13 protein-coding genes are annotated in these 17,301 nt (G+C 60.4%); 6 read left to right on the forward strand and 7 right to left on the reverse strand.

What is annotated here, in order from left to right; genetic code table 11:
- The 4 genes from ACIPO9_RS20320 to ACIPO9_RS20335 all read left to right on the forward strand — a co-directional run bounded on the left by ACIPO9_RS20320 (position 1) and on the right by ACIPO9_RS20335 (position 4,405).
- Positions 1–969, forward strand: coding sequence for a glycine betaine ABC transporter substrate-binding protein (locus ACIPO9_RS20320; protein ID WP_400783078.1), 969 nt, complete (start codon positions 1–3; stop codon positions 967–969).
- Positions 966–1,619, forward strand: a complete 654-nt coding sequence (locus ACIPO9_RS20325; RefSeq protein WP_274135314.1) for an ABC transporter permease — start codon at positions 966–968, stop codon at positions 1,617–1,619. Before ACIPO9_RS20320 ends, ACIPO9_RS20325 begins: the two co-directional genes overlap by 4 nt.
- An 11-nt stretch (positions 1,620–1,630) precedes the next feature.
- Positions 1,631–2,788 carry a betaine/proline/choline family ABC transporter ATP-binding protein gene (locus ACIPO9_RS20330; RefSeq protein WP_400783282.1) on the forward strand — a complete coding sequence of 386 codons (1,158 nt, stop codon included), beginning with the start codon at positions 1,631–1,633 and terminating at the stop codon, positions 2,786–2,788.
- A 453-nt stretch (positions 2,789–3,241) separates the two neighbouring features.
- The gene (locus ACIPO9_RS20335) at positions 3,242–4,405 is read left to right on the forward strand and encodes a type III PLP-dependent enzyme (RefSeq protein ID WP_274135315.1); all 1,164 of its coding nucleotides are present in this window, start codon (positions 3,242–3,244) and stop codon (positions 4,403–4,405) included.
- A gap of 66 nt (positions 4,406–4,471) precedes the next feature.
- On the opposite strand, the gene ACIPO9_RS20340 is transcribed toward ACIPO9_RS20335, so the two are convergent.
- The 5 genes from ACIPO9_RS20340 to ACIPO9_RS20360 all read right to left on the reverse strand — a co-directional run bounded on the left by ACIPO9_RS20340 (position 4,472) and on the right by ACIPO9_RS20360 (position 9,317).
- Positions 4,472–5,278, reverse strand: coding sequence for a hypothetical protein (locus tag ACIPO9_RS20340; protein WP_400783080.1), 807 nt, complete (start codon positions 5,276–5,278; stop codon positions 4,472–4,474).
- A gap of 93 nt (positions 5,279–5,371) precedes the next feature.
- The gene (locus tag ACIPO9_RS20345; RefSeq protein WP_400783082.1) at positions 5,372–6,370 is read right to left on the reverse strand and encodes an alpha-xenorhabdolysin family binary toxin subunit B; all 999 of its coding nucleotides are present in this window, start codon (positions 6,368–6,370) and stop codon (positions 5,372–5,374) included.
- Positions 6,370–7,563: an alpha-xenorhabdolysin family binary toxin subunit A gene (locus ACIPO9_RS20350; RefSeq protein ID WP_400783085.1), complete on the reverse strand. Its 1,194-nt coding sequence runs from the start codon at positions 7,561–7,563 to the stop codon at positions 6,370–6,372. The genes ACIPO9_RS20345 and ACIPO9_RS20350 overlap by 1 nt, the downstream gene beginning before the upstream one ends.
- A gap of 272 nt (positions 7,564–7,835) precedes the next feature.
- Positions 7,836–8,633, reverse strand: a complete 798-nt coding sequence (locus tag ACIPO9_RS20355; RefSeq protein WP_400783088.1) for a tetratricopeptide repeat protein — start codon at positions 8,631–8,633, stop codon at positions 7,836–7,838.
- A gap of 3 nt (positions 8,634–8,636) precedes the next feature.
- Positions 8,637–9,317: a Fe2+-dependent dioxygenase gene (locus ACIPO9_RS20360; protein WP_400783091.1), complete on the reverse strand. Its 681-nt coding sequence runs from the start codon at positions 9,315–9,317 to the stop codon at positions 8,637–8,639.
- Positions 9,318–9,517: 200 nt separating this feature from the next.
- Here ACIPO9_RS20360 and ACIPO9_RS20365 point away from each other — a divergent pair, with 200 nt between their 5' ends.
- Both ACIPO9_RS20365 and ACIPO9_RS20370 read left to right on the forward strand, forming a co-directional pair.
- Positions 9,518–11,848 carry a TonB-dependent receptor gene (locus ACIPO9_RS20365; protein WP_400783093.1) on the forward strand — a complete coding sequence of 777 codons (2,331 nt, stop codon included), beginning with the start codon at positions 9,518–9,520 and terminating at the stop codon, positions 11,846–11,848.
- A 386-nt stretch (positions 11,849–12,234) separates the two neighbouring features.
- On the forward strand, positions 12,235–14,799 hold the full coding sequence (locus ACIPO9_RS20370; RefSeq protein ID WP_400783284.1) for a PepSY domain-containing protein: 2,565 nt from the start codon (positions 12,235–12,237) through the stop codon (positions 14,797–14,799).
- A gap of 550 nt (positions 14,800–15,349) precedes the next feature.
- Here ACIPO9_RS20370 and ACIPO9_RS20375 read toward each other — a convergent pair.
- Together ACIPO9_RS20375 and ACIPO9_RS20380 are read right to left on the reverse strand one after the other, a co-directional pair.
- Positions 15,350–16,324, reverse strand: a complete 975-nt coding sequence (locus ACIPO9_RS20375; protein ID WP_400783095.1) for a peptide ABC transporter ATP-binding protein — start codon at positions 16,322–16,324, stop codon at positions 15,350–15,352.
- Complete coding sequence (locus ACIPO9_RS20380; protein ID WP_400783098.1) at positions 16,324–17,292, reverse strand: ABC transporter ATP-binding protein; 969 nt, start codon at positions 17,290–17,292, stop codon at positions 16,324–16,326. Before ACIPO9_RS20380 ends, ACIPO9_RS20375 begins: the two co-directional genes overlap by 1 nt.
- Positions 17,293–17,301 lie beyond the last annotated feature (9 nt).

Consider the following 17,301-nt stretch of genomic DNA (forward strand, 5'->3'; position numbering starts at 1 on the left):
ATGAAAAAGTTATGCACATTATTACTGGGCGCAGGCCTTATGTTGTCTGGCGTTGTCCAGGCGGCTGACGCTGCGGCCGAGCGCCCGGTGCTGCGAATCGGCGCACGGGTCTTTACCGAACAGACGATTCTGGCCGAGCTGACCGCGCAATACCTGCGCGACAAAGGCTATCAGGTGCAGATCACCGGCGGCCTGGGCAGCAACCTGGCACGCAGCGCCCAGGAATCCGGCCAACTGGACATGCTCTGGGAATACACCGGCGTGTCGCTGGTGGCCTACAACCATGTCGACGAAAAACTCGACAGCGACCAGACCTACCAGCGGGTCAAGGAGCTGGACGCGAAGAAGGGCCTGGTCTGGCTCTCGCCGTCCAAATTCAACAACACCTACGCGCTGGCGGTGCCGGACAACGTCGCGAAGAAATACCCGCAGATCAACAACGTCTCCGACCTGACAACCTTGCTCAAGGATGAGGCCAAGGAGGGTCATATCGTCGCGCTCGACACCGAGTTCGCCAACCGGTCGGACGGTCTGGTGGGCATGGTCAAGCACTACGACATGAACCTGAGCCGTGAAAACACTCGTCAGATGGACGCAGGGCTGGTCTACACCGCACTGCGCAACGGGCAGGTCTTCGCAGGGCTGGTCTACACCACCGACGGCCGCCTGAACGCTTTCAAACTCAAGGTGCTGGCCGACGACAAGCATTACTTCCCGGACTACACCGCAGCGCCGGTGGTTCGCAAGGAGTACCTGGACAAGCACCCGCAACTGGCCGAGCAACTCAAGCCGCTGGCCGCGCTGCTGGATAACCAGACCATGATCGACCTGAATGCGCGCATCGACGTCAATCATGAAAGTCCTACCGTCGTGGCGGCAGATTTCCTGCGCAGCCATCCGATCAATCCTTCCGCCGAGAGCGTGCCGATCAAGCAGACGCCGGTGGAGAAACAGGAGGAGAAACTATGAGCTTCTTGAGCGCCTTCTCCCATCTGGACTGGAACCAGGTCTTTCACCTGACCCTGCAACACATCACGCTGGTGGGCATCGCGGTGTCGCTGGCGATTCTGATCGGCGTGCCGCTGGGCATCTTCATGACGCGCTTCCCGGCGCTGGCCGGTCCCCTGCAGGCCAGCGCCACCGTGCTGCTGACCATCCCGTCGATTGCCCTGTTCGGGTTGCTGCTGCCGTTCTACTCCAAATTCGGCCAGGGCCTTGGGCCGCTGCCGGCGATCACGGCGGTGTTTCTGTATTCGCTGCTGCCGATCATGCGTAACACCTACCTGGCGCTGACCGGTGTCGAGCCCGGCATTCGTGAAGCCGCCCGTGGCATCGGCATGACCTTCGGCCAGCGCCTGCGCATGGTCGAGTTGCCGATTGCCGTGCCGGTGATCCTCGCCGGTGTTCGCACCGCCGTGGTCATGAACATCGGCGTCATGACCATCGCCGCCACCATCGGTGCCGGTGGCCTCGGTGTGCTCATCCTCGCTTCCATCAGCCGCAGCGACATGTCGATGCTGATCGTCGGCGCCGTACTGGTCAGCATCCTGGCCATTTTCGCCGACCTGCTTCTGCAATGGCTGCAACGCTCGCTGACTCCAAAAGGACTGCTCAAATGACTGGCAAAACCATGATCGAACTGCAAGACCTCACCAAGACTTTCCAGAGCAACGGCAAGGAAGTGAAGGCCGTCGATTCCGTGAGCCTGACCGTCAATGAAGGCGAAATCTGCGTGTTCCTGGGGCCATCGGGTTGCGGCAAGAGCACCACGCTGAAAATGATCAACCGCCTGATCATGCCGACCTCGGGCAAGGTGCTGATCAACGGTGAAGACACCACCCAGCTGGACGAAGTGACCCTGCGCCGCAACATCGGCTACGTGATCCAGCAGATCGGCCTGTTCCCCAACATGACCATCGAGGAAAACATCGTCGTGGTGCCCAAGCTGCTGGGTTGGGACAAGAAACGTTGCCACGACCGGGCCCGCGAGCTGATGAGCATGATCAAGCTCGAGCCCAAGCAGTACCTGCATCGCTACCCGCGCGAGCTGTCCGGCGGGCAGCAACAGCGCATCGGCGTGATTCGTGCGCTGGCTGCCGAGGCGCCGTTGCTGTTGATGGACGAGCCGTTCGGCGCGGTGGACCCGATCAACCGCGAGATGATCCAGAACGAGTTCTTCGAGATGCAGCGGGCGCTGAACAAGACCGTGATCATGGTCAGCCACGACATCGACGAGGCCATCAAGCTGGGCGACAAGATCGCGATCTTCCGCGCCGGCAAGCTGTTGCAGATCGACCACCCGGACACCCTGCTGGCCCATCCGGCGGACGAGTTCGTCAGCAACTTCGTCGGCCAGGACAGCACCCTCAAGCGCCTGTTGCTGGTCAAGGCCGAAGACGCCGCCGACAACGCACCGTCGGTAAGCCCCGAAACCCCGGTGGCCGATGCCCTGGAAGTGATGGACGAGAACGACCGCCGCTACGTGGTCGTCACCGATGCCGACAACAAGGCCAAAGGCTACGTGCGCCGCCGCGACCTGCACCGCCAGAGCGGCACCTGCGAGCAGTACCTGCGCCCGTTCAACGCCACCGCCGCCTACGACGAACACCTGCGCATCCTGCTGTCGCGCATGTACGAGTTCAACCGCGCCTGGCTGCCGGTGCTCGATGCCGAGAATGTGTTCCTGGGCGAGGTGACGCAGGAGTCGATTGCGGCTTACCTCAGTTCAGGTCAGTCGCGGGGCAAGAAGACCAGTATCGTTTCGCCAGCGGAAGTGGCGTCCGTCTGACCACCGTCAATCGGTGTAGGAGCGCGCTTGCCCGCGACGAGGCCGTGTCAGACACATCATTGGCGTCTGACACGGCCTCGTCGCGGGCAAGCGCGCTCCTACAATGGGAGCTTGTGACATTCGAAGGGGAACATCGTCCTGTCACATCGGTCGGTTACTACAGGGTGATTGAACAGATGCTGATGCCCGTCTGGCAAAAACGGGCAGAAAAGCGACATTTTTTGTTGATCTTGAACCCCTCAGGTCCTACAGTTCGCGCCGAACGTCCATGCTGGAAACGATCCATCCGGCTCAAGTACTGACGACGAGACAGCAAGGCCAAGGGAACCCGCGTCCCATGGCCTTTTTGCTTTCGGTCAACGGCCTTGGGAAGTAGGCGAACCAAAGTGGGGATACGGAGGACGTTCATTTGCACCCATTGTTTTTTACCGTTTGCCAACAGGAGTCCCCCGCATGTCGATTCAGGTCGAAGACTATTTCGAGAAAAACACCTTCGCTAAAATGAAGGCGTTCGCCGACAAGCAAGAAACCCCGTTCGTGCTCATCGACACCGCGATGATCAGCCAGGCCTACGATGACCTGCGCGCAGGTTTCGAATTCGCCAAGGTGTACTACGCGGTCAAGGCCAACCCGGCCGTCGAAATCATCGACCTGCTCAAGGAAAAAGGCTCGAGCTTCGACATCGCCTCGATCTACGAGCTGGACAAGGTGCTGGGCCGTGGCGTTGGCCCGGATCGCATCAGCTACGGCAACACCATCAAGAAATCCAAGGACATCCGCTACTTCTTCGACAAGGGCGTGCGTCTGTACGCGACCGACTCCGAAGCCGACCTGCGCAACATCGCCAAGGCCGCGCCGGGCTCGAAGGTCTACGTGCGTATCCTCACCGAAGGCTCGACCACCGCTGACTGGCCTCTGTCGCGCAAATTCGGCTGCCAGACCGACATGGCCATGGACCTGCTGATCCTGGCTCGTGACCTGGGCCTGGTGCCTTACGGCATCTCCTTCCACGTCGGCTCGCAACAGCGTGACATCTCCGTGTGGGACGCCGCGATCGCCAAAGTGAAGGTGATCTTCGAGCGCCTCAAAGAAGAAGACGGCATCGAACTCAAGCTGATCAACATGGGTGGCGGCTTCCCGGCCAACTACATCACCCGTACCAACAGCCTGGAAACCTACGCCGAGGAAATCATCCGCTTCCTCAAGGAAGACTTCGGTGATGACCTGCCGGAAATCATTCTGGAGCCGGGCCGTTCGTTGATCGCCAACGCCGGTATTCTGGTCAGCGAAGTGGTACTGGTTGCGCGCAAGTCGCGTACCGCCGTCGAGCGTTGGGTCTACACCGACGTGGGCAAATTCTCCGGTCTGATCGAAACCATGGACGAAGCCATCAAGTTCCCGATCTGGACCGAGAAGAAAGGCGAAGTGGAAGAAGTCGTGATCGCCGGCCCGACCTGCGACAGCGCCGACATCATGTACGAGAACTACAAGTACGGCCTGCCACTGAACCTGGCCATCGGTGACCGCCTGTACTGGTTGTCCACCGGCGCGTACACCACCAGCTACAGCGCTGTTGAATTCAACGGCTTCCCGCCGCTGAAGTCGTTCTACGTATAACAAGCTGCTGCATCATGAGAAACCCGCGAGCGATCGCGGGTTTTTTATTGGGGCGCCGCCTGATTTTCATGTGTTGCGCAGCGCCAGCAACTCACTGCAATAGCGTTGAACCTGCTTGAGTTTGACCTCTATCACCGCCAACTCCGCGTTGAATCGTACAACGCTTGTAAAAGCTTCAAGGCCATCAAAGCTTAGACTGGCGTCGAGGAGTAACGTGGTAATCCTGCGTTGCTGGCCAAGAAGGTTAGCCATGCCACTCATGCCGAAGGTGTAGTGGCGGCGAGCAGACGCCGAGAGCTCACGGGCAGCGTTCAGTCCAACCACGGGGGGCCGTTTTGCTTCGGCGGTGTGAAGATGGAATGACGTGAAGTCGATGACCCTCGGTAAAACCCTGGCAATGTTTTCGCGCATCGTGTCGTAGTTTTTCTGGGTATGGGCGGCTAGCCCATAGGCCACGATCACCCATTCCATATGATATTTGAACAACTGCAAACAGTCGGTCATGGGAACGAAAGCAAAAGCGGGCGGCGGGCCCGGGGGCGGTGCGATCTTGCTCATGATCGAGGCAGGCGATGTTCGATTGGTTGACGACAGCGCCGAGAGCCGTGGGACCAAATAGTGGGCAAAATACACGGCTTCGGCCAATATCGTGTGCGTCGATCGATAACTCCCAGGGTAGTCTCGCTGGCGCCATAACCCTGCTTGCTTCTGCCCGTCCAGTATTTGCGCCAAGGGCACAGGGGTTGCTCCCAGATTCGGAGGCAGGGCAAGCAAGGTATTGAAGCGACGGACCTCCCTCTCGCCGACTGAGATAAAAGACATGCACGCATCTATATCATCGAACTGCTCCTGTGTAAGAAACGTTGCGCTCATATCTCCTCCTTGAGATGTAGCGAAGCCAGAACGATGCACGAGTCATCGTTCTGGCAAGTATCGAAGTGATACCTTGAAGCTAACGTGCAGGTGTCAGCCGAAGACCTTCACATGCTTGGCCAACGCCTCGACATCAACGATGAACTGATTCACAGCGCCTTCGTTCTCTGCCGCAATCTTTATATGGACGCTGAGAAACGACCGGCTCGACCGCATGATCTTTTCAAACTCGCCGACGTAATCCACCCGGTGCTCATCGAACGCATGGCTGGCGTTGATCAGATCTTCTTTCAGGCCGACCAGACGCAACTCGTTCATTTTTTCCGTGTGGTGTTTGACCAGATCGTCAATCTGTTTGCGAACGACGTTACGCGCCTCCACCAGATCGAGGAAGTTCAGGAACGACTCGAGTTGCTTCAGGATGTCCCGTGCCATCTCGATGGCTTTTTCCAGGGCGGCAATTTCAGGGCCCCCTTTGACAAGGGCGGCAAGCGCCTTGGCATCCAGCAGAGTCTCCTTGCCGACTTCGAGAAAGTTCTTGGACTCGATCAACGCAATCGCTTCGCTCAGATCACGGCGTTTCTGATCAAGCTCCGCCTGGCGCTCTTGAATGCCCTGGATTTCACCAGGCAGGCGCTCCTTGTCTTCTGCCAGTTGAACAAGATGTCTGGTCGTGACACTACGGTCCACGGTTTCACCCAAGGGCGAAAACAGAGTGTTCAGAACGGTCTGGTGTTTGCTGACGATGTCGACAATCACATTGATTCGTTGATCAATGTCTTCCAGGATTTCCTCTCGATCAGAGTCTGGGGCGCCGTCGAGTTCCTTTTGATAACCCCGCAGTGTTCGAACGTTGATGCCGACTTTGGTATCCAGAGTCTGGACCGCTTCGCGCAGTTTGAAATCCGCATCGCGCAGGGCGTTGTCAACACGCAGCACGCCTGCATGCAGCATGGGCAGGTAGTCGGTCTGGATAAAAAGGCGTTTGACATCGATGGTCGAGCTGTTCGCATGCCGGGATGCCAGGCGCAGCGCGGTAACATCCAGTTCGGGGTAATCGACGTTGGATGGGAAGTAGGTAATATTGCTCATCATTGATCTCCGTATTCTTCTCTGAATTCCCGGTCTGCCTGTGCAAACACGTCCAGTAACTTTTGGGCGTCCACTTCGATGGTTTTCCAAGGCATCACTACCAGTTTGAACTGATCCTTGAATCGGCGCATGGACAGGCCGTCGTGGATCTCATCGAGTTCACTGACAGACTCGGCAATGAACGTGCCCAGCTTGTTCCAGACAGTGATCAGATTCTTGGTAGCGATATCGGCGTCGATCACGATCAGGTCCAGGTCCTGCATGTCCATGCGAACCCGGCCCAGGGATGCCAGAATCCGGCTTTTCGTTTCCATGCGTGCAATGTCGGCTTCCTGATCCTTGCGCATCTTGTTGCGCTCCTTGCGGATCTTTTCGGCTTCGACACTGGAATAGATCATCACAACCAGATTGCCCTGGCCCGCCGCTTCAAGGGCCTTGTTGACCATCTTCTTGTATTCTTCGGTTTTTTCCTGAATGTCCTTGGCGCGGTTATCAATCTTCGTTTGCAGTGCCCTGATTTCGACATCCAGATTGTTATTGTCGATGCACGCCAACCTGAGCTTGACTTCCGGGGCGACGCGATTGGCCAATTGGTATCCGAATGCGTCCAGACGCGCCTTGATGCCCAGCGCTTCTGCCTCGCGCTCGCGCACCTTGTCCAGGATCTTGTCCAGGTAATAACCCAGGTCGTCTTTGTCTGCCGGGTCTATGCCTGGAAACTTGATGCCCAGTTCAAGTTCAACCCTGCGCAAGTCTTCCAGGGTTTTGATGTCGTATTTCTCGACGAGCCCAAGCGCTTTGATATCGTCGAGCACTTCCTCCATGCTCTTGCCATACACTTGCATGGAGCCTGCAAACACCACCAGTTTGTCACTGACGGTCAGCAGGTCCGTGCGCAGTGGGTTCCACAGACTGGCGTGGCCATGAATGATTTTGAATGAGCCCTGGAAGTCCACGGCCTCCAGTCCGTTGCCTGCGCCGCTTTCATAACCCAGGTAGTTGATGACATCTTTCAACTGGGTAGGAAGGGCAAGGCCTTTGAGCTCGTAGCGCTTGAGGTTGATGAGCTGATCTTTGGTCAGAATCAGACCACTGTCCCGGGTTTGGCTGTCCGTTGTTCCCACTGATTGGCTGAAGAACAGCGCCGGATCAGCGGCGGCATCGTCCACGATGCGTTGAATCGATTGAGGCATTATCATTAATCCTTTAATGACGGTTGTTGAGTTGCCTGGGTGTGCAGTCATGAGTTGCTGTGTGAAGTTGCCTGCACGCTTGAAGACTAAGTTGTCATTCGATTAACGTCAAAGTGGAAAAGTAGTTTTGCTCTGTAGGAATTTTCGAGTGCGAAAAGTTACAAATGGCCGGAGCCTTGATTGGCAAGGCCGGAAGGAAGTGTTGAAACATCTACTTGTTCAATTGGAAAAGACGTCGGTCTATGACATTAAGTTTCGAGCGACTGTTTACTCTATTGATCAGTCTCTGAAAGCCGGGCATATTCTGCCTTGTCGCTGCCGTCGCCCAATTGCGCAGCGCGCTCGTGATAGTTGATCGCCATTGCACGAACATCAGGATGGGCAGCGTCCAGCAGCGCCTTGCGGCTGACGCGAAGAAAATTCAGGTTGCCGATGCGCAAGGCGGTTTCCAGCCAGATGAGCGCCTGTTCGATACGCCCCTGATCCACCAGCACGGCGGCGTGGCTGAACTGGCCACGGAAGTCCCCGCCTTCAGCTGCACGTCTATACCAGTCGTGGGCCGCTGGCAGGTCGCGCTCGCAACACACACCCTCTTCCAGATAGCGGCCCAGCATGTTCATCGACTTGGCGTGGCCCAAGTGCGCCGCCCTGGTGTAGCAGGCCAGTGCGCGGGCCTGGTCCTTGTTGACCCCGCGGCCGGTGGCCAGCAGGTTGCCGTAGTTGTAGAACCCCCAGTCCAGCTCGGCTTCTGCGGCCTGGCGGTAGAATTCGGCGGCCCTGGCGGCGTCCGGTTCGCAGCCCCAGCCATGTTCATGGCAGCGCCCGGCCATGTTGGTGGCCATGGCATGGCCGTTGCGCGCGGCGATCTGGAACCAGGTCAGGGCCAGTGCGGCGTCCTGTTCGATGCCGGTGCCGTCCAGCAGAATCTGCCCGAGCAGGGCCTGAGCATCGGGGAGGTTCTGTTGCGCCGCCATGAGGATCGCCTTGGCGGCACTGGCGGGGTTGTCCTGCAGCATGGCGCGCAGTTGGTCGCCATCGAGCACATCGTCACGTCGCAGCGTCCAGTTCATCGATCAGACCTCGACCCATTGGCGCAGCAGGTTGTGGTAGGTGCCGGTGAGCTGGATCAGCGAGGGGTGGTCGGGCACGTCGCGGCTCAGTTGCTGGATGGCGCTGTCCATTTCGAACAGCAGCGTGCGGTGGCCGTCGTCGCGCACCAGGCTCTGGGTCCAGAAGAACGAGGCATAGCGTGCGCCACGGGTCACGGCGTTGACCTTGTGCAGGCTGGTGGCGGGATAGAGCAGCATGTCGCCAGCAGGCAGCTTGACCTGGCGGGTGCCGAAGGTGTCCTGGATCACCAGTTCGCCGCCGTCGTAATCGTCGGGGTCGCTGAAGAACAGCGTCGACGACAGGTCGGTACGCACCCGTTCGATGTTGCCCCTGGCCTGGCGCACGGCGTTGTCGATGTGGAAATCGAAGCTGCCGCCGCCGGTGTAGCAGTTGAGCAGGGGCGGGAAGACTTTGTGCGGCAGCGCGGCCGACATGAACAGCGGGTTCTGCCACAAGCGTTCGAGCATCGCCGCGCCGATTTCCTTGGCCAGCGGATGGCCTTCGGGCAGCTGCAGATTGTGCTTGGCCTTCGCCGACAGGTGGCCGGCGGTGATCTTGCCGTCGGCCCAGTCGGTCTGCTCCAGCGCCTGACGGATGCGCAGCACTTCCTCGCGGGTAAACAGGCCAGGGATGTGCAGGAGCATGAAGACGCCACTCATTATCGAAAAAGGTAGCGAATGGTAGTGATTCTTATTGGATGTGTAAAACCCCGCGCGGACGCGTGGACGAACGAGGGTGAAAAAACCGTAAAGCGAAATTGTAAAGAATGTAAGTTATCTGCAAATACAAATTACTCTCATCTATATTCCGCGACCTCTACATTCCTTGGGGAAGGAAAATCACGATGTCGCGCCTTTCGCTTCAACCGTCTGTCAGTTCACCACGGCTCCTCGTTTCGGCGATTGGCATGGCCGTCACCGCAATGTCCGCGTCGCAGATGGCCCATGCCGCCGACGAAGCCGAGAACGCCAAGGGCGGTGCCATCTCGCTGGGCGCGACCAGCATCACCGGCGAAGCCCAGGAATCGAAGGACTACAAGACCGAGAAGAGCGCATCGCAGAAATACACCGCACCGCTGTCGGACACGCCGCGTTCGGTCACCGTGATTCCTCAGCAGGTACTGAAGGACACAGCAGCCACGTCGCTGCAGGACGCGCTGCGTACCGTACCGGGCATCACCTTCGGTGCCGGTGAAGGCGGCAACCCTCAGGGCGACCGCCCGTTCATCCGCGGTTTCGACGCTCAGGGCGACACTTATATCGACGGCGTGCGCGACACCGGTGCCCAGAGCCGCGAAATCTTCGACATCGAATCGATCGAAGTCAGCAAGGGGCCGAACTCGGCCATGGGCGGTCGCGGCTCGGCAGGCGGCAGCATCAACCTGGTCAGCAAGTTGCCCAAGGCCAATGATTTCACCGATGGCAGCTTCACCTACGGCACCGACCAGACCCGCCGCTACACCCTGGACGTCAACCGCAAGTTCCTCGACACCGCAGCGTTCCGCCTGAACCTGATGAGCCACGAGCAGAACGTCGCCGGTCGCGATGCCATCAACTATGACCGTTGGGGCGTGGCGCCGTCGGTGACCTTCGGCCTGGGCACTGAAAACCGCCTGAACCTGAGCTACTACCACGTCGAAGGCAACGACCTGCCGGATTCGGGCATTCCCTACGGCTACAGTTCGACCTCCGCCACGGCCGTGCACGTGCACGACAAGCCGACCGACGGCGGCAACAGCAACAACTTCTACGGCCTGAAGGACCGTGACTTCCGCAAGACGCGCAGCGACATCTCGACCATTAGCTTCGAGCATGACTTCAACGAAGACATGACGCTGAAAAACACCTTCCGCCACGGCAACGTCGGCCAGGACTACATCCTGACCCAGCCGGACGACAGCCAGCACAACGTCAACGCCCGTGGCACCGTCTGGCGCCGTGCCAACGCCCGGGTCAGCACCACTGAAACCACGACCAACCAGACTGACCTGTTCGGCCAGTTCCAGCTGCTGGGCTTCAAGAACAGCTACTCCACCGGTATCGAGCTGACCCGTGAAGTGAGCAAGGTCAGTGGCTACACCTTCGCCAACCCGGCCAACAGCAACCCGACCGCAGCTTCTCCTGGCGGCGTTGGATGCCAGGTGGGTGAGGTCTACGGCGGCACCTGTACGTCGCTGGCCAATCCGAACCCCGATGACGATTACACCGGCACCATCGCGCGCAACTACAAGGGCACCAACACCATCGGTTACACCCGTTCGGTCTATGCCTTCGACACCATCGAGCTGAGCCCGCAGTGGCAGGTCAACCTGGGCACACGTTTCGACAGCTTCGACACCTCGGCCAAGACCGACAGCCTCACCGCCGCGACCACTCGCAGCAAGAACAACAGCAATTTCTGGAACTGGCAGGCCGGTGTGGTCTACAAGCCGGTTGAAAACGGCAGCATCTATACCTCGTTCGCCACCTCGGCCACTCCGCCGGGCGGCATGCTCAACGAAGGTATCGACGGCAACGGACTGGTGGCTGACGGCAGCATCGTGAGCAGCGACCTGGAACCGGAAACCACCAAGAACTACGAGCTGGGCACCAAGTGGGACTTCCTCAATGATCGCCTGTCGCTGACCGCGGCGGTGTTCCGCACCGAGAAGACCAACACCCGTGTGCTGGTGAGCAACAACACCTACGCCAACGCCGGCGAGAGCCGTGTCGATGGTGTGGAACTGTCGGCCAGCGGCAAGATCACCGATCAGTGGCAGGTCTTCGCCGGCTACAGCTACCTGGACAGCGAACTGGTCGATCCGGGCGCCAACGGCAACACCCGCACCAACACCGTGATCGCCGGCGCCAACCCGAACAAGGGCAACGAGCTGCCTAACACGGCCAAGCACAGCGCCAGCCTGTGGACCACCTACGACATCACGCCGAAGCTGACCGTTGGCGGTGGCGCGTTCTACGTCGGTGAAGTCTGGGGTGATACGGCCAACACCGTTTACGTACCGTCCTACACCCGATACGACGCCATGGCTTCGTACAAGCTGACCAAGAACGTCGATCTGCAACTGAACGTGCAGAACCTGACCGACAAGACCTACTACGACAAGGCCTACGCGGCGCACTTCGCCAACCAGGCAGCCGGTCGCACGGCGTTGCTGACCACCAGCTTCCACTTCTAAAAGGTCAGCGGAACCGGGGAGCCCCACTTGCCAATGGCGGGTGGGGCTTTTGTGTATAGGGCATGGTCGTGCTTTTGATTCTGGCCGCAGGCCGTAGGAGCTGGCTTGCCTGCGATCTGCTGCGCAGCAGCAGTAAAACCGGATAGCTCGGTGTGTCAGGCAGACCGCGTTTACAGGAGTTGCTGCCGCTTCGCGCCAGATCGCAGGCAAGCCAGCTCCTACGGGCTTCGCCCAGAATCAAAAACAGAGCGTGCGCCCTGCGGGCAGAATCAAGAGTGTGTTTGTGTCCGGTCTGTGACCGAACAAAGAATCAGACACGGATGAGAATGCATTCCGTTTGTGCGCATAATGCGCGTCGCTGCGGATTATCGAGGTGATTGAGGGTGTTGAAGAAAGTCCTGTTTCAAGTGCATTGGTTCTTCGGGATCACGGCGGGTCTGGTGCTGGCCCTGATGGGCATCACGGGCGCGCTGTATTCATTCGAAGATGAAATCATGGATGCGCTCAACCCCGATGCGCTGTTCGTCCAGCCTGGCGAGCGTCAGTTGTCGCTCACGGAAATGGTCAGCAAGCTCGAAGCCCAGGGCAATGACACCGTTTCGATGTTCCGCATCGAGGTCGGTGGCGACCGGGCCGCGCAGGTCTGGTTCAAGCCGGCACCGGGCGAGCGTCGCGGCCAGATGCACAACTTCGACCCCTACACCGGCGAGTTCAAGCCGGACGCCACAGGCCAGGATTTCTTCGGCTTCATGCTCAACCTGCACCGCTTCCTTGCCGCCGGTGAATACGGCAAGCAGGTAACGGCCGCCTGTACCCTGATCCTGGTGTTCTTCTGCCTGTCGGGCCTGTACCTGCGCTGGCCGCGCCAGGCCTTGAACTGGCGCGTGTGGCTGACCCTGGACTGGGCGAAGAAGGGACGCAGTTTCAACTGGGACCTGCATTCGGTGTTCGGTACCTGGTGCCTGATCGTTTACCTGCTGGTCGCCGTTACCGGGCTGATGTGGTCCTACGACTGGTTCAACAATGGCATGAACAAGCTGATCGGCGATCCACCCGTACCTGGTGAACAGCGCCGTGGCGGCGGTGGTCCGCGCCCGGGTGCCGGTCCGCGTGACGCAGCGCCCGAGCAACCTCTGGTTGCCGACTATGCCGCGATTTGGGACACGATCCAGAAAGCCGCAGGCCCCGACCTCAAGAGCTACAACCTGCGCTTGCCGCAGGCAGCGGGCCAGATGGCGACGGTGTACTACATCCTCAAGGACGCGCCACACCCGCGCGCGCTGAACCAGATCACCCTCGACCCGGCCAACGGCAAGCTCAAGGCCGTTTCGCGCTACACCGACAAAGGCTACGGCGCGCAGTTGCTGGTCAGCAACTACTCGTTGCACACCGGCAGCTACTGGGGCCTCACCGGCCGCATCGTGATCACCGTCGCGGCGCTGTTGATGCCGCTGTTTTTCATCACCGGCTGGTTGCTGTATCTGGATCGCCGTCGCAAGAAGCGCGAAATCCGCAACGCCCGTGGCGAAGTCGCCGTTTCGCCTTCCAGCGCCTATGGCAGCCAAGGCCCGGCGTGGCTGATCGGCTTTGCCAGCCAGAGCGGTTTTGCCGAGCAACTGGCCTGGCAGACGGCCGGACAATTGCAGTCGGCGGGTTTGCCGGTGCGCGTGCAGCGTCTGGCGGACATGACTGAACAGGATTTGAACCAGAGCCGCAACGCGCTGTTCGTCGTCAGCACCTTTGGCGACGGCGAAGCGCCGGACAGCGCCCGTGGTTTCGAGCGCAAGCTGCTGGGCCAACCGCTGTCCCTGCAAAACCTCAACTACGCGGTGTTGGGGCTGGGGGATCGCCAGTATCAGCACTTCTGCGGATTCGCCCAGCGCCTGCACGGCTGGCTGGCCGAGCGCGGAGGCAGCACGCTGTTCGCGCCTGTCGAAGTGGACAGCGGTGACGCTGGCGCGCTGCAACACTGGCAACAGCAGTTGGGCGAAGTCACCGGGTCGACACCGGCGGCGGCATGGACTGCGCCCGAATACGAGAGCTGGGTGCTGGCCCAGCGCGACTGGCTGAACCCTGACAGCGCTGGCTCGAAGGTGTTTCTGCTGGGGCTGATTTCGGCCAACGACACGTCGTGGGAGGCGGGCGATCTGGTCGAAGTGCTGCCGCGCAACCCTGCGTTTGCCGTGGAGCAGTTCCTGGCCGGCCTGGGCATTGATGCCGACACGCAAGTCACTGTCGACGGCCTGAACGAAAGCCTCGCACAGGCACTGGGCAGCCGCCAGTTGCCCGCCAACCGTAGCCACCTGGTCGGGTTGCATGCGCAGGCGCTGGTCGATGCGTTGGTGCCGCTGGCGATGCGCGAGTACTCCATTGCCTCGATACCTCAGGACGGTTCGCTGCAACTGATCGTGCGCCAGGAACTGCACCCCGACGGCAGCCTCGGCCTGGGTTCCGGCTGGCTGACCGAGCATGCTTCGCTGGGCGGCGCGATCAGCCTGCGGGTTCGCCGCAACAGCAGCTTCCACCTGCCGAGCGAACCGGCGCCGATGATCCTGATCGGTAACGGCACGGGACTGGCAGGCTTGCGCAGCCTGCTCAAGGCACGCATCGCCCAGGGAGAGCAGCGCAACTGGCTGTTGTTCGGCGAACGCAACGCCGCCCATGACTTCCACTGCGGGAATGAACTGCAAGCCTGGCTGGCATCGGGTGACTTGGCGCGCATGGACCTGGCGTTCTCCCGGGATCAGGCGCAGAAAATCTACGTACAGGATCGCCTGCGCGAAGCCGCCGACGAACTGCACCGCTGGCTGGCCGATGGCGCCGTCATCTACATCTGCGGCAGCCTCGAAGGAATGGCCGCCGGGGTGGATGCCGTGCTGGTTGAGCTGCTGGGCGAAAAGGGCGTAGAACGCCTCATCGAACAAGGCCGCTACCGCCGCGACGTTTACTGACCATCCGCACCCGTAGCAGTCCGGCTTGCTGGCGGGGGCGATTTTGAGGACGCCGTCGTCCGAATGCGGCCCAGACCAAGCGCTCCTACAGGATCGGGGACGTTTTCGAGATCGCTCCCGCCGGCAAGCCGTGCTGCTACGGGGCGGTGGTGTGTTTTAGATTTTGATCTTGATCTTCGTGCGCGATGGCACAGGCGACACAGGGCGCGACGTCAAGGCGCCAGGCCGAGCGCAGGTGTCGTGGAGGGGGATGAGCGGCAGGAAGCCGCGAAAGCCGTGCGGGCCATGGATGGCCCATCATGGCGTGCCCCCGGAACGGCGCCGGAGTCGAGGGAAGTCCGAAGGACCCCAGCCTGTCGCAATGGCTTTGCTTACTTTCCCCGGAAGGAAAGTGAGTCGCCCGTAAGGGGCGAAACCCTAAAGCCCAACCACCGCGAAAACGGATATACATCCGACCCCGGCGTCATCACCCGTAGCCGCACGGCTTGCCGGCGGGGGCGATTTCGAGGACGCCCCCGCCGGCAAGCCGTGCTGCTACGTCACCCATCAATCACGCCACGAACTGCTCCGCATAGTGGCAAGCCACCTGACGGTTATCCACAGTCCGCAGCTCCGGGATCTCCGCACTGCAACGCTCCGTCGCATACGGACAACGCTTGTGGAAAGCGCACCCCGAAGGCGGATTGAGCGGGTTAGGCAACTCACCGACGATCTTGATCTTCGGCTTCAGCGGATCCGGATGGATCGCCGGCGTCGCCGACAGCAGCGCCTGGGTGTACGGGTGCAACGGACGGCTATAGATCTCCTCCTTGGGACCCATCTCCGCCGGGCGGCCCAGATACATCACCAGCACCGTATCGGCCACATGCCGCACCACCGCCAGGTTGTGCGAGATGAACACATAACCGGTGTTGAACTCCTCCTGCATGTCCATGAACAGGTTCAGCACCTGCGCCTGGATCGACACGTCCAGTGCCGAAGTCGGCTCGTCCGCCACCAGCACCTTGGGTTGCAGCATCATTGCGCGGGCCAGGGCGATACGCTGACGCTGGCCACCGGAGAACATGTGCGGGTAGCGCTGGTAGTGCTCGGGACGCAGGCCGACCTGACGGATCATCGCCTGGACCTTCTCCCGGCGCTCGGCCGCGGACAGGTTGGTGTTGATCAGCAGCGGCTCGGCCAACTGGTCGCCGATCTTCTGGCGCGGGTTGAGCGAGGCGTACGGGCTCTGGAACACCATCTGCACGTCTTTGCGCAGTTGCTTGCGCTGGGCCTTGGTCGCGCCAGTCACTTCCTGGCCAGCGATTTTCAGCGAGCCCGAAGACGGCTCTTCGATCAAGGTCAGGGCGCGGGCCAGTGTGGACTTGCCACAACCGGACTCACCCACTACTGCCAGCGTCTTGCCGGCTTCCAGTTCGAAGGACACGCCGTTGAGCGCGCGCACGGTAGCAGTCGGCTTGAACAAGCCACGGGATACATCGTAGTGACGGGTAAGGTCACGGGCGGTCAGTACGATTTCGCTCATCACGCCACCTCCTGATTAAGCGGATAGAAGCAGCGCACCAGGCCGTGGACCTGCGGGTCCAGGGTCGGGCGTTGCTGGCGGCATTTTTCCTGGACGTACGGGCAGCGCGGCGACAGCAGGCAGCCAGTAGGCCGGTCATAGCGACCGGGGACGATACCCGGCAGCGTGGCCAGGCGCTCGGCGCCCATGCTGTGCTCGGGGATCGCCGCCAGCAGGGCTTCGCTGTACGGGTGCGCCGGGACGTCGAACAGGCCTGGAACCTGGCCGACTTCAACGGCCTGGCCTGCGTACATCACGCACACGCGCTGGGCGGTCTCGGCCACTACCGCGAGGTCGTGGGTAATGAGAACCAGCGCCATGTCCTGCTCTTTCTGCAGGGCCAGCAGCAGGTCCATGATCTGCGCCTGAATGGTCACGTCCAGTGCAGTGGTCGGCTCGTCGGCGATCAGCAGTTTCGGCTCGCCGGCAATGGCCATGGCGATTGCGACGCGCTGGCTCATGCCGCCGGAAAGTTGGTGCGGGTAGGCATCCAGACGCTGTGCGGCGCCCGGAATTTCAACCTTCTGCAGCAACTCCAGAGCACGCTGATGCGCAGCCTTGCCCTTGAGGCCCAGGTGCTGCTTGAGCACTTCCTTGATCTGGAAGCCCACGGTGTAGCTGGGGTTCAGCGCGGTCATCGGGTCCTGGAAAACCATCGACAGATCCTTGCCGACGATCTTGCGACGTTCCCGCGCGCTGAGCTTGAGCATGTCCTTGCCGTCGAAGCTCAGGGAGTCAGCGGTGACGATGCCGGGGTGATCGATCAGGCCCATCAGCGCCATCATGGTCACGGATTTACCCGAGCCCGACTCGCCAACGATTGCCAGTACTTCGCCCTTTTCCACGCGCAGGTCCAGGCCATCGACCACCGGGGTGGCGTTGGCGTCGCCGAAGCGCACGTTGAGGTTTTTCATTTCTAACAAAGGCATTGGGTCGTC

It is taken from the genome of Pseudomonas sp. NPDC090203 (genome assembly GCF_044746765.1).
In the GTDB taxonomy this organism is placed as follows: domain Bacteria; phylum Pseudomonadota; class Gammaproteobacteria; order Pseudomonadales; family Pseudomonadaceae; genus Aquipseudomonas; species Aquipseudomonas putida_AD.